This window comes from Erwinia piriflorinigrans CFBP 5888 (assembly GCF_001050515.1).
Lineage (GTDB): Bacteria > Pseudomonadota > Gammaproteobacteria > Enterobacterales > Enterobacteriaceae > Erwinia > Erwinia piriflorinigrans.
Genome location: NZ_CAHS01000021.1, coordinates 241,173 through 255,758 on the forward strand (window position 1 = coordinate 241,173; position 14,586 = coordinate 255,758).

Below are 14,586 nucleotides of genomic sequence, written 5' to 3' on the forward strand. Positions count from 1 at the left end.
CGACCGGGCGCACTGAGTAATAATGGTATGGACTACTTCTGGTTAACTTCGATTTCATGGCTGGTGGGGTTGTAGTGAATACTGAAACTGGCATAATTTCCGTACAGGTCATAAAAATCAAACCAGGGATTAAGGTTATATTGTTGCAGTTTTGTATCGTTGACATGCAGCGCCATATCTCCCGGTAATATCCACTCGTCAGATGCGGAAAAAGAGAAATGAGTCCAACAGAGTGTATTAGGCCGGTCGTTATATTGATACGTCAGAAAAAGATCGTAGTTTGCGATGGAGGTGTTTGCAGACAATATTTCAAACCAGCTGGCCCTGCCATAGAAACCGTTATGACTCTCCCCTGCTGGAAGATCTGATTGATTGGCAATCAGCATATGCTGATCGTTATCATAAACCCAATATTGGGCAATTTTTTCGGGATAATCGGCATCCGTCTGTCCATCTGCGCCGTAGTTATAGACGGTGTAATGGCGTATTTTATATTTTATTGAAATATAAATATTGTCATAATGCGCATCAAAGTTTTTCGACCAGGTGCCATTGTCGCCGGTGTAATGCATGGCGATTCGGGCTTTACCCTGGTCGGTCACTCTGTCCTGAATTAAATCCCCCTTTAAATAACTGACCGGCTGAAAGGCACGTACTGTAACGGAGCTTCTCTCAACCACGGTCGAATTATCTGCGGTGGTAAAATGTTTTCCTCCGTCTGTGTCAATACTGACAGCAATACGCGTGGTACTTATCTCGTCCGTGTAGAAATACAGCGTAATCAGCGTATCGCCGTGTTCCCTGTGGCTGGATTCAGCTGAATACTCACGGGTGAGCACTTCCAGACTGTAATCATTCTCCGTTGCGGTAAAGCACCATCCGGTCGTCCCCTGCCGGGTGAGCAGGTCATCAGACTCAGCATGACGGAGATTCAGCAGAGCGATCCATACCTCCTTCGAAAATTGCAGTATTGACTCAGTATGATCCGCATTCTCTTTTGAAGCCTTAACAATGATCTCTAAAGGCAACTGGTTGCGGCCGTTGGCATAAATAACAGGAGCGTTATTACCGGATACAGCCCGTATAGTCAGGTCAACGCTGGTGATATCTTCTGGTGAGTTATACAGTATACTATTCATCTGACATTCCTTTTCATTAAATCCTGACTCATGAAATATCTCTGGAAAGGAAAAAGCATGACGAATGACCCGACAGATAACAGGTAGAAGCAATAACCTCATTATCTTTTTTAAATTTCACACTGATACTTGAACATCCTTGAAACGCACGCACTGATAAGGTGATAACGTTTGAATTAAACGTGTAATCGACTTTACTGACAGTAAAGTGGTCGCTGTTTTGGTTGTTTTCCAGTAAACCGAGAGTATATTCCTCATCTCCCATGTAGTTTGAAATAACCAGATATTTTTTTAACACGGCTTCTTCAATCTCATTTCTACTCACGGCCACTTCCGTACCATTTTTATCAACAACTCTGAAAATAATATAAAATGTCTTAATTTTTTCGGAATGACCTCTCCCGCCAAATTCATCGATAACAATGAGTTGGCGAACATATTTTACGGTTTCAATAAAGCTCATATCACCTCCTGAATAGTCGATAATGAATTTCGCATAAAGAAGGCCCCTGCCAGACCGCACTCTGTATAATCTGAAGCCGTACTGAAATTTATCGGATAAATATCAAAACTTATCCCACCGTTGCCGAATTCGAAAAGAAGGTGCTCCATCTGGCTGCGGATACCCTGGATCAGGGCATCAACGATCCAACCGCCAAATATCCAGAAAATCTGAGCGACCGTATCATGCCCCTGACAGTTAAAAACTGGCCGCGTGACGCTGACAAGATTCACTCGGCATACGCCGTCAACGACAGACAGTTGCGGAGTATAGGCGGCAGATAAGTTGAAACTGACGTAGCTGCTGTTAAGCACCACATCACAGCGGCCTCGGGCGTTATTAATGTTAAGCCTGCTGTCTACGATTTCCATCTCGAAATAATTAAAGTAAGGCGTGTAGCCATTTATTTTACTCAATGAGATATCACCGTTGTTTCTTATCACATCATTATTCGATAGAAAAAACCGATCGGCGATGGCCCCTTTAAACACTTCCGGTAATGCGGGGAGGACAACATACTTCATAAATAGATGCCGGGATATCATAAACCCGATATTCCCACGTTCACTGACCAGTGATGAGTCAAAAACCAGCTGAAGTTCATCTGTATGGGGAGGGGAAGCGTTGCTTTCTAATATGCCTAAAATGGCCAGACAGCCCAGTTCACCGCTGATTGTTTCATTGTAGGCATACTGACAACGTTGCAACTTCATCCATGAAGCTTCACTTTTTGCCGAAATGCCCAGGATTTTCGCAAAAATAGAGGTTATTTCATTACGCCGGGATACGAGCATCCTCACCATCAACTCGCAAAACAGGATCGGAATAAAAGTATCTTCGCCGGAGAAGCGCTGAGTCATATCGCTGTCCTGCACAACTATACGGCCTCCTCCGCGAATAAACGCCAGCTCAACCCGTAGTTTCGGGCAAAGGCCATCAACAGCAACATTAATGTCCTTGCCAAGGACGGAAGTCTTCATCTTGCCAACGATCAGTGGTGTAATAAGATTAAGCCGCTGCGCATCACCTCCGGCCACTATTTCCCAACCGGCAAACACTCCAGAAATCTGATTACCCGCTTCATCAGACCAGCTGAAATGGCGAAAATCACTGCACGCCGTTGCCTTCAGTTTTTTGTTCAGCTCCCGACAGGACATCGCGCAGACCACATCCCAGTGATACATATCCATGCCGCGCTCCTTATTTTAATTCAAGCCCGATAACAAAGCTGTCGGCCAGCGATGCTGATTTCAGCGTAATATTTTTCATATGGGGCCACACGCTGGTTCCCGTTATTATTGAGGCAAAGTGGTAAAATGAAGGAACGTCATCATACTCGGATTTATAAATAGCTTCAGATATGGCGATAGCCCCGGCTGCCGTACCCGCAATAGCCGCAATAATCGCCGAGGTCAGTTTCACAATATTAAAAATTGTCGGGTTTGACACGGCACCGTTGGCTATATTGCGCGCTACCGTTGTCGCCTCTGCCGTCACCAGCTCTGCCTCCGTGGTATTAACGGAGAACATCACCGCCCCTTCGCTCTCAGCAGCCATTAGGGTGGACGCCGCCCTGGTCGCTATTGCGCCGTAAGCAAGCGTACCCAGAGAAATAACGGCAGCGATTGACGCAATCACCCCCATGGTTATTTCCATCGCCTGCATCCACTTGTCAAATTTAACAGAACAGGATACCTGCGCATCCCCTAACCCCTTCTCATCCGGTACAAAAACTGGCTCTCCCTTAGCGTTTTCCCCCACCTTATACCTGAAATTTTGCTCCAGCCCCATATAGACAGTAACCCCTTCCTGTGGCCGATAGTGCGCCCCCTGAAGAGTGATATGGATATAATCTGACTGCAACGTCAAAATAAAGCCGTCTTTAGGTAGGACAGGTGAAACAGTTTTACCATCGCCCGCATCGAAATCCTGCCATACTATTTCACGCGTATTCGTCAGCGATAGTCCGCTATCGCTGATGGTGAAATCACTTTCTTGGGAATTTTTTATTAAACTGACGGCGGCCTTCAATAAAATGTGTTTCACAAACATGGCCTTGCTGATCACCAGCGCCAGATTTGCACCAAACCTTTTCACCAATCTGAGCGCCGAGATATCAACGGACTGCTGCAACTTGCCGGTATCCGTTCTTCCCTCGATAAGCGTCAAAATGCCGAACCCCGTCGTCTGGCTATCGAGTGAACTGTTGGCGGCATAGCTGTATGCGGAAGGATAAAGCCACTGATAATCACTGTTTTTAGCCCGTAACCCAATCAATATCACTGCAAAAATTTGATTAAATGCGCTCAAATTACTTTTAAACCAGCCGTTAAAAAGTGCAGATAAAATCAGGTTTAGATTATCATTGCTTATCTGCGGGCCGGTGAACTCGAAGCCAGAAATAATCACCTTATTATCTGGATCTGCCACTAACTGATAACAACATGTGTTTTCGTCAACAATATCATTTTCCGTCGCCCAATCGTTAGGTTCTACGTGTTTCCCCTTGAGTGAAAGTTCAATTTCAATATATGACTTATTTTCGCCATCGTTAACATCCAGAACGCGATCCTCATATTTCATCACTCCTTCTGAAATCTCACACTTTATATTAATTTTCCCACCGCTGGCATTCCTGGTAAGCAGCCACCCCCCCATTTTCCGTTGAGCAGAATTTTTTCTCCAAGAATAGTATCGCTGACAAAGAATCCTGTCGGGTGTTTTTTTTCGTTGCTGATAATTTTATTTATGGTATCGAGGTCAGTGATACTGACCACATCCCATCCACTGGTGGATATATCGTACACAGATATTACCTCACGATTAAATCAGATCATACTTTGACACCTGAATATAAATATTCAGCGCCGTAAATGTCATTCTTTAACGCCCAGCAAAGGAGAGTCAACCCCGGACATTTTTTTTCGTTTTTTTAGGGAGCAATAATTAAAAATTGAAAAAAAACTGATATGACCCTATATCCCATTACGCCATCTGTTAAATTATCTCATAATCACTAAATACCTTATTGACTCAGATCGAACCTGCTGAATGAATTGACATATCCTGTGGAGTGTCATTTGTTAACGTTAAATAAACATGAGGCTAAAAATAGTCCTTTGCACGTAGTGTGGCCCAGACGACAAAAAACGCTTTGCAGAACTTACCAATGCAAAACCTTGCATCAGTGAAAAACGACACACATCTGCCACGGAGCCGTAGTCCCTGGTCCGAGGACAACATTTCCATGCTCCGACCTCATTTTCCTGTCATAACGCTCCTGTCTCACCATCCCGCCTCTGCGGCGCGTCGTGCATGACCGCCGATCCCACTCTCGATCCAGTAGTTATGTTTATGACAATTTGTCATAAAAAAAACATTGAATGATAATAGGATTCATTTAGAATCTCATTTACATCGCATTAAGTAAAATGGTGTTAAAAAACCACAGTTAATGTCGGCATTTTGGCGGTTTTGGCAGATAAAAACCCTCCACTGCATTTCCCAGAGGATTTTGCAGGTTCCAGAATATTAGAAATTTTAAACTGACGTTGCACCGTCTGGCGCACAATGCTGTCATTTTCACCTGACAGCAGGGCTTTTTACGCCTTAATAAAGGAACAGGTTATGGTTTCAGGTTCACAAACTTCGCAGGTCGCCGAACGGCATCCGGGCTTTAGCGCTGGCGATCCTCATGATTTCATCTTTAATGACCACCAGCTGTCAGCGTGGGCACGGCAGACGGAACAGGTGCTGGCACTGATGACCGGAACGGTGAAGAACGTAGAAAAACCCTTCAGCGGCATCTTGCCTCATGAGCTGGCCCAGGAATTCAGCGGTGTCAATCTCGACCAGCCGCTGGGTAGCAACGAAGCCGCGTTAGCAGAGCTGCAAAACCTCTATCTACGCGATGCCGTCTGGTTTCACCATCCTAAATACGTGGCGCACCTGAATTGCCCGGTGGTGCTTCCTTCCCTGCTGGCAGAGCAGATTATGGCGACAGTTAACAGTTCGGTGGACACCTGGGATCAGAGCGCCGGCGGGACGTTGATTGAACAGAAGGTGATCGACTGGACGGTCAGCCGCATTGGTTTACCTGTAGGTGCTGATGGCATCTTTACCAGCGGGGGTACCCAGTCCAACCTGATGGCCATGCTGCTGGCTCGTGACAGCTGGTGCGCGGCGCATCATCAAGGCCATCTGATCAAACATCAGGGATTACCTCACGACGCGGCTAAATGGCGTGTCTTCACCTCAAAGCTGAGCCACTTCAGCATCCAAAAGTCAATGGCAATACTGGGCCTGGGCTACGATGCGGTCATCCCGGTCGACTACGATGAACATTACCGCATGGATGCTGCCTGCCTGGAGCAGGAAATTCAGCGCTGTCATCAACAGGGTCTGATCCCGATAGCGGTCGTTGCTACCAGCGGCACCACTGATTTCGGCAGTATCGATCCGCTGGCAGCCATCTCTGACCTGTGCAAACACCACGGCATGTGGATGCATGTGGATGCCGCCTACGGCTGCGGTCTGCTGGTGTCAGAAAATCACCGTCAGCGCCTGGCCGGTATTGAAAAAGCCGACTCGGTGACCGTGGACTACCACAAATCATTCTTCCAGACCGTCAGCTGCGGGGCGTTCTTTGTGCGCGACAAGCACAACCTGAGCCATGTCACCCATCACGCCGATTATCTCAACCCGCTTAGCGCGCAGCAGGAAGGGACACCCAACCTGGTCAATAAAAGCATTCAGACGACGCGCCGTTTTGACGCGCTAAAAATGTGGTTGACGCTGCGCATCTCCGGGCCAACGGCACTGGGTCATGCCTTTGATGACGTTCTGGCACTGACGCAGACCACCCATCAGTTGCTGAAGGCTCATCCAGCGATTGAGGTATTGCATGCTCCAGAACTGACGACACAGATATTCCGTTATGTTCCCCGGCCTGGCTTGAACGATGCGCAGATAGATGACATCAACGCCAATATCCGTAAAGCCGTGTTTCGCTCCGGTCATGCAGTGATTGCCGGCACCAAAGTCAACGGCCGTCAGTATCTGAAATTCACCCTTCTGAACCCCAACACCACAGCGGCTGATATTGAAGACGTGATTGCTCTGATTGTGCATTACGGCCGTGAGCAGGTGCGTGGCCCGGCCGTCACATCGGCTTATCTGTGAGAACCCGCTATGAATAACAACATTTATGATTTTATTGGCATTGGCATTGGGCCATTCAATCTGGGGCTTGCCTGTCTGAGCGAACCGGTTGAAGGACTGAACGGCATTTTTCTCGATCAAAATCCCGGCTTCGACTGGCACACCGGCATGATGCTGGAAAGCGCACATTTACAAACACCTTTTATGGCCGATCTGGTGACGCTGGCCGACCCGACCAGCCCTTATAGCCTGCTCAATTATATGAAGCAGAAAGGAAAACTTTACTCATTCTATATTCGTGAAGATTTTTTCCTGATGCGCAAAGAGTACAACCAGTATTGCCAATGGGCCGCTTCGCGGCTCAGTAATTTGCGCTGGAATACCCGGGTGGAATACGTCAGCTACGACGACAGCCTGCAATGTTACCGTGTGCGTTCGACGGATACCGTGAGCGGTAAGCCGCAAGAATGGCTGGCGCATCATTTGATACTGGGCACCGGGCCAAGCGCCTGGAGTCCCGCCTGTAGCCATCCACATCGCGAACATTTCGTTCACTCCAGCGACTATTTGCTCAACAAAGAAAAATTACAGAAAAAACGTTCCATCACCGTCCTGGGTAGCGGCCAGAGCGCGGCTGAAATCTATTACGATCTGCTCACGGATATCGATCGTTTTGGCTATCAGCTGAACTGGATCACCCGCGCGCCACGTTTCTACCCGCTTGAGTACACCAAACTGACGCTGGAAATGACCTCGCCAGAATGGATCGACTATTTCCACAGTCTGCCCGCGCCGAAGCGCGATGCGCTCAACGCTAACCAAAAAAATCTCTATAAAGGCATCAACAGCAGCCTGATTAATCAGATTTATGATCTGATGTACGTTAAACAGCTGGACGGAAAGCTCGACGTCAACCTCTTTACCCATTCGGAGCTGACCGATATGCGCTGGCTACCGCAGGGCGAATTTGAGCTGATGCTGCATCAGCAGGAACAGGATCGTGCCTTTACGCGTCGAACAGAGGGTCTGGTGATGGCCACGGGCTATCAGTATCGTCCTCCCATGTTTGTGGAAGGCATTCAGCAGCGCATACAGTGGGATGAAAAAGGCCGTTACGACGTACAGCGTAATTACAGCATCGATCGCCATAATCAGGTTTTTGTGCAAAATGCCGAACTGCATACGCACGGCTTTGTGACGCCTGATTTGGGCATGGCTTGCTACCGTAACTCCGTCTTACTGCGCGAAATAACAGGACGAGAGGTCTACCCCGTCGAACGACAGATTGCTTTCCAGACCTTCCCAGCACAATCGGAAATCTGATATGCCCAATTCCGCTCTCTACAGTACGGCCCGACCTGCGGGCCAGTTCACTCTCCGCCCCATGTGCCATGAAGATGCCACAATCGTTCACCGCTGGGTCACACAAGAGTATGCCCGATTCTGGGGAATGCAGAACGACAGCCTTGAACAGGTCGCCACCTTTTACCAGCAGCTGACGGCGGGTAATCCAAATGCCGCGCTCATTGGCTGCTGTAATGACCAGCCGGTTTTCCTGATGGAGTTCTATAAGGCCAGCGAAGATGACATTGGTAAGTTCTATGCCGCACGGCCAGACGACTATGGCATGCATCTACTGATAGCCCCGGCCACCAAACCGGTGAAGCAGTTCAGCTGGCAGGTGTTCTCCGTGGTGATGGACTTTATGTTCAGCCTGCCAGAAGTCAAACGGGTGGTGGTGGAGCCGGACGAACGTAATAGCAAAATTCATCGACTGAACAAGCGCGCTGGCTTTTGCTATCAGCACACCATCGATATGGGGCATAAAACCGCCTGGCTGGCCTTTTGCCAGCGTAAAGATTATCAACAGGCCTTACTGAAGGAATCGCTGAATATGAATAACACCAATACGCTGCTGACGGGCGTCCACCTGAGCGGCGATCGCTGGGATCAGGCTAACCGGCTGCTGATCCGCAAAGCCATCGCCGAATTTGCTCATGAGATGATCGTCACGCCAACGGAATCGGGCAACGGCCGCTACTCGCTTGCCGTGCCGGGCACAGAAACGGAATACCGGTTTAACGCCAGCCACCTGGCGCTGGATCACTGGGAAATCGACGTAACCTCACTGGCTAAACATGAAAACGGTCATCCCCTGCCGCTGGATGCCCTACAATTTATCACTGAATTCAATGAGGTCATCGGTATTCCACAGACGCTGCTGGCCACCTATATGGAAGAGATCAGCAGTACACTGTGCAGCAGCGTATTTAAGTTGCAGAAGAATAACCCGGACAGCCAGGCACTGGTGAGCGCAGATTTTCAAACCGTTGAATCCTCAATGACCGAGGGTCATCCGTGCTTTGTGGCAAACAATGGTCGTATTGGCTTTGACGCACGTGACTATCTGGCTTACGCGCCGGAAGCTGCCACACCGATTAACCTGGTCTGGGTTGCCGTACACCGTCGCAATGCGCATTTCTCCAGCCTGAGTGACCTGGAGTACGAGCGACTGATGCTTGAAGAGCTGGGGCAGTCTACGGTTGAACAGTTTAATGCGCAGCTGACGGAAAAAGGGCTTAGCCGCGACGATTACATTTTTATGCCGGTTCATCCCTGGCAGTGGCAGAATAAACTGCTGACGGTATTTGCGGCGGATATTGCCAATAACGATATTGTCTGGCTCGGCGTGGGTGACGATAGCTATCAGGCACAGCAGTCTATCCGTACCTTCTTCAACCGCAGCCATCCCACCAAGCGCTATGTTAAAACCGCGCTGTCGGTGCTGAATATGGGCTTTATGCGCGGCCTGTCTCCTTACTATATGGCGACCACACCGGCGATTAATGAATGGCTGCAAGGTCTGGTTGCCGGTGATGAGTGGCTACAGCGCTGCGACTTCCGCATTCTGCGCGAGGTGGCGGCAGTGGGTTACCATAACCGCCACTATGAAAAAGCCATCAAAGGTGATTCCGCTTACAAGAAAATGTTTGCCGCACTGTGGCGTGATAATCCGGTTTCAGAGCTGAAATCCGGCCAGCGCCTGATGACGATGGCCTCATTCCTGCACGTTGATCATCACCAGAAAGCCTTGCTGCCCGCACTGATTGCCGATTCCGGCCTTGCCGCTGAAAAGTGGGTGGATCGCTATCTGACCTGCTACCTCAGCCCGCTGCTGCACTGCTTCTACCAACACGATCTGGTGTTTATGCCGCACGGTGAGAATCTGATCCTGCTGCTGGAGAACAACATCCCGGTAAGCGCCTATATGAAAGACATCGGCGAAGAAATCGCGGTGATGAACCCGGATGCCGTGCTGCCGGAAAAAGTGCAGCGCCTGGCGGTGGACGTGCCGGAAAACCTCAAGCTGTTGTCGATCTTTACCGACGTCTTCGACTGCATTTTCCGCTTTATTAGCGCCATTCTGCACCAGTCCGGCACGCTGCCGGAAGAGCAGTTCTGGCAGGCGGTCGCGCGCTGCGTGAAGGAGTATCAGCAGGCCCATCCGCATCTGGCCAGCAAGTTTTCCCGCTACGATATGTTCGCGCCAGAGTTCACCCGCTCCTGCCTTAACCGTCTGCAATTAGCCAACAACCAGCAGATGATTAACCTGTCCGATCCGGCTGAAAACCTGAAATTTGCCGGAACCCTGGTCAACCCGATCGCCCGCTGGCGCTAACCTTCCTCCTGCTTCAGGATAAAAAAAAGCACGACCGCTTAAACGGTCGTGCTGTTTTGCGAGTAGAGATCGCGGGTTAGAAATCGTAACCGACGGTCGCCATCACCGTACGTTCAGCGCCCCAGTAGCAGTATCCGGTGCCATAGCAGGCAGCAACATAGTCACGGCCGGTCAGGTTATTGGCATTCACCTGCACAAAGGCCCCTTTCAGGCTGCTGTTCCAGGCACCCAGATCGGCGCGCACTGAAGCATCCAATAGCGTGACCGAAGGCAGCCGCGTGGTGTTGGCATTATCCGCCCACTGCTTGCCGATGTAACGCACCCCGGCACCTACGCTAAGACCATAGTCAAACTGGTATTTCGCCCAAGCTGAAGCCATCGAATTTGGCGTCACGTACGGCGTATGGCCATCGTTGCCGTCAATGGCATCCTTATAGCGCACGCGGTTCAGCGTGAAGTTAGCAATTGTGCTGAGTCGCGGCGTCAGCTGATTATGCGCTTCCAGTTCAAGGCCTTGTGAATGCACTTTCCCGGCGGGATCATAATAAGAACCGACAACGACGCGGTTACCGACATCTTTCTGCGTCAGATCGTAGACGGCGACAGAGTAGAGGTCAGAAGTGCCAACAGGCTGATATTTCACCCCGGCCTCATACTGTTCAGAGGTGGTAGGTTTCAGCACATTGCCGTCTTGTCCTGGAAGAGACTGCGGCGTAATCGCCTGGCTGTAGCTGGCATAAGGGGAAATACCGTTATCAAACGCATACAGCAGGGCTGCGCGACCGCCGATGTGATCGTCCTGACGACGGAATTTAGTGCCTTTATCAATATTATCGGTCTGGGAAACGATGCGATCGTAGCGCCCGGAGAGATCCAGGTGCCATTTGTCCCACGTCATTTCATCCTGGAGATAAACCCCGGTCTGATAGTAACGACGCTGCGATTTATAGAAGGTGAAGTTGTCATGACTGCCAACAGCCTGACCGGTGAGGGCATTGAGCTTGCTGGCATTACCTTCAGCATCGCTCAGGTCATTCTTGTACTGGTGATACTCGGCCCCCAGCACCATTTTATGTCCCACTTCAGCGGTGGCGAAATCGGCCTCCAACTGGTTATCGATGGCAAAGGCATCTAGCGACGATCGCGATCCTGAATAGTACCGGTTCAACAGATCGGAATTCTCTTTGTTCCAGCCAATCTGATACACCTGATCAAGATCGACGTTAGAGTGTGAATAGCTGGCGTTAGAGCGAACCGCCCAAGTCTCGTTGAAGCGGTGTGAGAACTGCGCGCTGTAGATTTGCTCCCGGCGCTTGTATTGATCGAGCGAGCTGTCGCCGTCATAAAAGCCGGTGCTCAGTTTTCTGCCGTCGTGCGCGGTGATACTGCCTTCACCCGGTACCGCACTGTGGTAACCGCCGGAAGGATCTTTTTGCAGGTAGGCGCGCAGCAGCAGTGACGTATCCTCGTCCGGCTGCCACAGCAGAGACGGTGAAATCGCGTATTTCTCTTCGCGAGTATGATCGTACTGGGTATCACTGTTACGCGTGATACCGGTCAGGCGAAACGCCCACTGGTCGTTAATCGCATTGGTGTAATCAAACGCGGCACCGCTGGTGTTGTTGCTGCCGCCCGTGAGGCGGAAATGGCCTTCCGAAGTAAACTGCGGGCGTTTGGAGGTTTCCATCACCAGCCCGCCCGGCACGGTTTGACCATACAAAGCGGAAGAAGGGCCTTTGATCACGTCGATCCGGTCGAGGAACCACGGATCGACCTGCAAAACATTGTAACTGCCCGGATCGCTCATCAGGCGCAGGCCATCAAGGAATATGTTGTCGACGTCACCGCCGTGGAACCCGCGCAGCGAAACCGTATCATAACGCGTGGCCGCACCCGCGAAGTTGGTAAAGGCTCCGGCGGTATAGTTCAGCGCCTGGTTAACATCCATCGCTCCCTGATCTTCCATCTGCTGACGAGTGACCACGGAAATTGATTGGCCGGTGGTAATCAATGAGCGATCCGTTTTTGTCGCTCCATTGCTGATCTTCGCCGTATAGCCTTCAGTCGGCGTGCTGGATGTTTCTTCAGGCTTAGCGGTAACCACCAGCGTGTCTGCGGCATAACTGATACCGGGCGTAGCAAGTGCTATGCCACAAAGCAGGACGGAACGCTTGAGGCTAAAAGGCATTCTCATTTCAATTCCCTTACAAAGATTGGACTCATCGCTCTTGTTTCGCGGATGGATTCAGAGCAAACAGGCGCGCGTAATGTAAATGTAACCAGTTACACTATGTAAATGAGAATTATTATCTTTTTTAAGGCGTTATTTCAAGTGATTAATTTAATAACTTCCTGAAAAAATGCGGTTGGAAATGATGGCAAACTGTCACTCTCTCTGCTTTTAATCGGATTATTGATTAAGGTTTTTTAAGAAAATAAGAGATGACTTAGTTGGTGCTATATTCGGCAGGACCGTGACTCTCCCACGATTGAAATGAAAACCATTATCATCTATTCTCATGACGTTAATTTTCTGCCATAAAGTGTAACTTTCTATGTCTATCAGCGCGACGCAGCCCCCTGTCGACAGCTTTTCCACGCTTTACCAGACGCATCACCGCTGGCTGAAGTCCTGGCTACAGCATAAGCTGGGCTCGACGTCGGACGCCGAGGATCTGGCACAGGATACCTTTATGCGCGTGCTGCTTGGCGGCGGTGCCACGGAGATCCGTGAACCCAAATCGTTCCTCTGCACGCTGGCCCGCCGGGTGATGGTGGACTTCTGGCGGCGCAACGCGTTGGAGCAGGCTTGGAAAGAAGCCCTCGAACAGTTGCCGGAACAGCAGCTGCCGTCACCGGAAATACAGCATCTGCTGCTGGAAACCCTGCAACAGATTGACGCGATGCTAAGCGGTCTGGGGGACAAGGTACGCGGTGCCTTTTTGCTGTCCCAGCTAGAGGGCCTGACCTACGCACAGATCGCCATGCAGCTAGGGGTGTCGGTCAGCTCGGTGAAGAAATATATGGCGAAAGCCACTGAACACTGCCTGCTGTTTCATCTGTTGCAAGAGTTAGAATAATGAACAGTAGGATCACCGAACAACAGCGTCAGGCGCTGAAAATGGCCGCAAGCTGGTTTGCCACCTTGTGTGCCGGTGACGCCACGCCACAACAGCATGCCCGCTGGCAGCAGTGGCATCAGCAAAACGATATTCATCGCTGGGCCTGGCAGCGGGTGGAATCCCTGCAAAGTCAGCTGCAAAAACTGCCGGGAGATATTGGCTACCGCACATTGAATCAGGCTCATCTGCATACTCAACAGACCCGGCGGCGGGTGCTGAAAAGCATGCTCCTGCTGCTCGGGGTTGGCGGCAGCTGGCAGTTGTGGCGTTCCCCGGCGGCGGTTGGACTGCGTGCTGACTATCACACAATGACGGGTGAAACTCGTCGGCTGACGCTACAGGATGGCTCAACGCTGATGCTGAACACCGCCAGTGCCGTGCAGGTGAGTTACAGCGACAGCCAGCGGCTGATCCATTTAATTCAGGGCGAAATTGCCATTACCACCGCCACCGATGCGCAGGCCAGGCCATTTCTGGTCACCACCCGCCAGGGCATGCTGCGCGCGCTGGGAACCGAGTTTAGCGTTCGTCAATGGGATGGAAGCAGCGGGCTGGCGGTGCAACAGCACGCGGTGGAGGTGAGGTTAAGCGACCGTCCCGACGAACCGCACCGGGTGGATCAGGGACAGATGCTGCGTTTTAGCCAGCAACATTTTGAGCCATTAAGGCCGCTGAATAGCACCAGCTACAGCTGGACTCAGGGGGTACTGAGTGTCAGTAATCGTCGGCTGGCTGAGGTACTTGACGAGGTGGCCCGTTACCGTCCCGGACGGTTGGATTGTGCTGACGACGCGGCTGACCTGCGCGTTAGTGGAACCTGGCCTTTGCAGGATACCGATCGCCTGCTGGCCGTTTTAGCCCAGACATTACCCATTAAAATCCACACCTTTAGCCGTTACTGGGTGCGTGTCAGTAAAAAAATGAAATAAAAATGATAAATATTCTCATTCCCTTTATCCCTTTTGACTCCCTCGTTCGACTCCT

11 protein-coding genes are annotated in these 14,586 nt (G+C 50.5%); 5 read left to right on the forward strand and 6 right to left on the reverse strand.

Annotated elements, in window-relative coordinates:
* Window positions 1-32: 32 nt before the first annotated feature.
* Genes EPIR_RS15555 through EPIR_RS19155 form a run of 5 tightly spaced genes read right to left on the reverse strand, consistent with a single transcriptional unit; the run spans window position 33 to window position 4,448 of the window.
* The gene (locus EPIR_RS15555) at window positions 33-1,232 is read right to left on the reverse strand and encodes a hypothetical protein (RefSeq protein WP_240987370.1); all 1,200 of its coding nucleotides are present in this window, start codon (window positions 1,230-1,232) and stop codon (window positions 33-35) included.
* Window positions 1,168-1,662, reverse strand: a complete 495-nt coding sequence (locus EPIR_RS15560) for a hypothetical protein (protein ID WP_048697865.1) — start codon at window positions 1,660-1,662, stop codon at window positions 1,168-1,170. Before EPIR_RS15560 ends, EPIR_RS15555 begins: the two co-directional genes overlap by 65 nt.
* Window positions 1,599-2,831 carry a TULIP family P47-like protein gene (locus EPIR_RS15565; protein WP_023656440.1) on the reverse strand — a complete coding sequence of 411 codons (1,233 nt, stop codon included), beginning with the start codon at window positions 2,829-2,831 and terminating at the stop codon, window positions 1,599-1,601. Before EPIR_RS15565 ends, EPIR_RS15560 begins: the two co-directional genes overlap by 64 nt.
* Window positions 2,832-2,841: 10 nt before the next feature.
* Window positions 2,842-4,299, reverse strand: coding sequence for a TULIP family P47-like protein (locus EPIR_RS15570; RefSeq protein ID WP_023656441.1), 1,458 nt, complete (start codon window positions 4,297-4,299; stop codon window positions 2,842-2,844).
* Complete coding sequence (locus tag EPIR_RS19155) at window positions 4,248-4,448, reverse strand: hypothetical protein (protein WP_240987372.1); 201 nt, start codon at window positions 4,446-4,448, stop codon at window positions 4,248-4,250. Before EPIR_RS19155 ends, EPIR_RS15570 begins: the two co-directional genes overlap by 52 nt.
* 820 nt (window positions 4,449-5,268) lie before the next feature.
* On the opposite strand from EPIR_RS19155, the gene EPIR_RS15575 reads away from it, so the two are divergent.
* Genes EPIR_RS15575 through EPIR_RS15585 form a run of 3 tightly spaced genes read left to right on the forward strand, consistent with a single transcriptional unit; the run spans window position 5,269 to window position 10,480 of the window.
* Window positions 5,269-6,822, forward strand: a complete 1,554-nt coding sequence (locus tag EPIR_RS15575; protein WP_023656443.1) for a pyridoxal phosphate-dependent decarboxylase family protein — start codon at window positions 5,269-5,271, stop codon at window positions 6,820-6,822.
* A gap of 9 nt (window positions 6,823-6,831) precedes the next feature.
* Window positions 6,832-8,124 carry a lysine N(6)-hydroxylase/L-ornithine N(5)-oxygenase family protein gene (locus tag EPIR_RS15580; RefSeq protein ID WP_023656444.1) on the forward strand — a complete coding sequence of 431 codons (1,293 nt, stop codon included), beginning with the start codon at window positions 6,832-6,834 and terminating at the stop codon, window positions 8,122-8,124.
* 1 nt (window position 8,125) lies between these two features.
* Window positions 8,126-10,480 carry a GNAT family N-acetyltransferase gene (locus tag EPIR_RS15585; protein WP_023656445.1) on the forward strand — a complete coding sequence of 785 codons (2,355 nt, stop codon included), beginning with the start codon at window positions 8,126-8,128 and terminating at the stop codon, window positions 10,478-10,480.
* Between the two features lie 76 nt (window positions 10,481-10,556).
* On the opposite strand, the gene EPIR_RS15590 is transcribed toward EPIR_RS15585, so the two are convergent.
* Window positions 10,557-12,674, reverse strand: coding sequence for a TonB-dependent siderophore receptor (locus EPIR_RS15590; protein ID WP_023656446.1), 2,118 nt, complete (start codon window positions 12,672-12,674; stop codon window positions 10,557-10,559).
* Window positions 12,675-13,035: 361 nt separating this feature from the next.
* Between EPIR_RS15590 and fecI the strand changes: the two genes are divergently transcribed.
* Both fecI and fecR read left to right on the forward strand, forming a co-directional pair.
* Complete coding sequence (gene fecI / locus EPIR_RS15595; RefSeq protein WP_023656447.1) at window positions 13,036-13,560, forward strand: ferric citrate uptake sigma factor FecI; 525 nt, start codon at window positions 13,036-13,038, stop codon at window positions 13,558-13,560.
* Window positions 13,560-14,531 carry a ferric citrate uptake sigma factor regulator FecR gene (gene fecR, locus EPIR_RS15600; protein WP_023656448.1) on the forward strand — a complete coding sequence of 324 codons (972 nt, stop codon included), beginning with the start codon at window positions 13,560-13,562 and terminating at the stop codon, window positions 14,529-14,531. Before fecI ends, fecR begins: the two co-directional genes overlap by 1 nt.
* The last annotated feature ends 55 nt before the right edge of the window (window positions 14,532-14,586 follow it).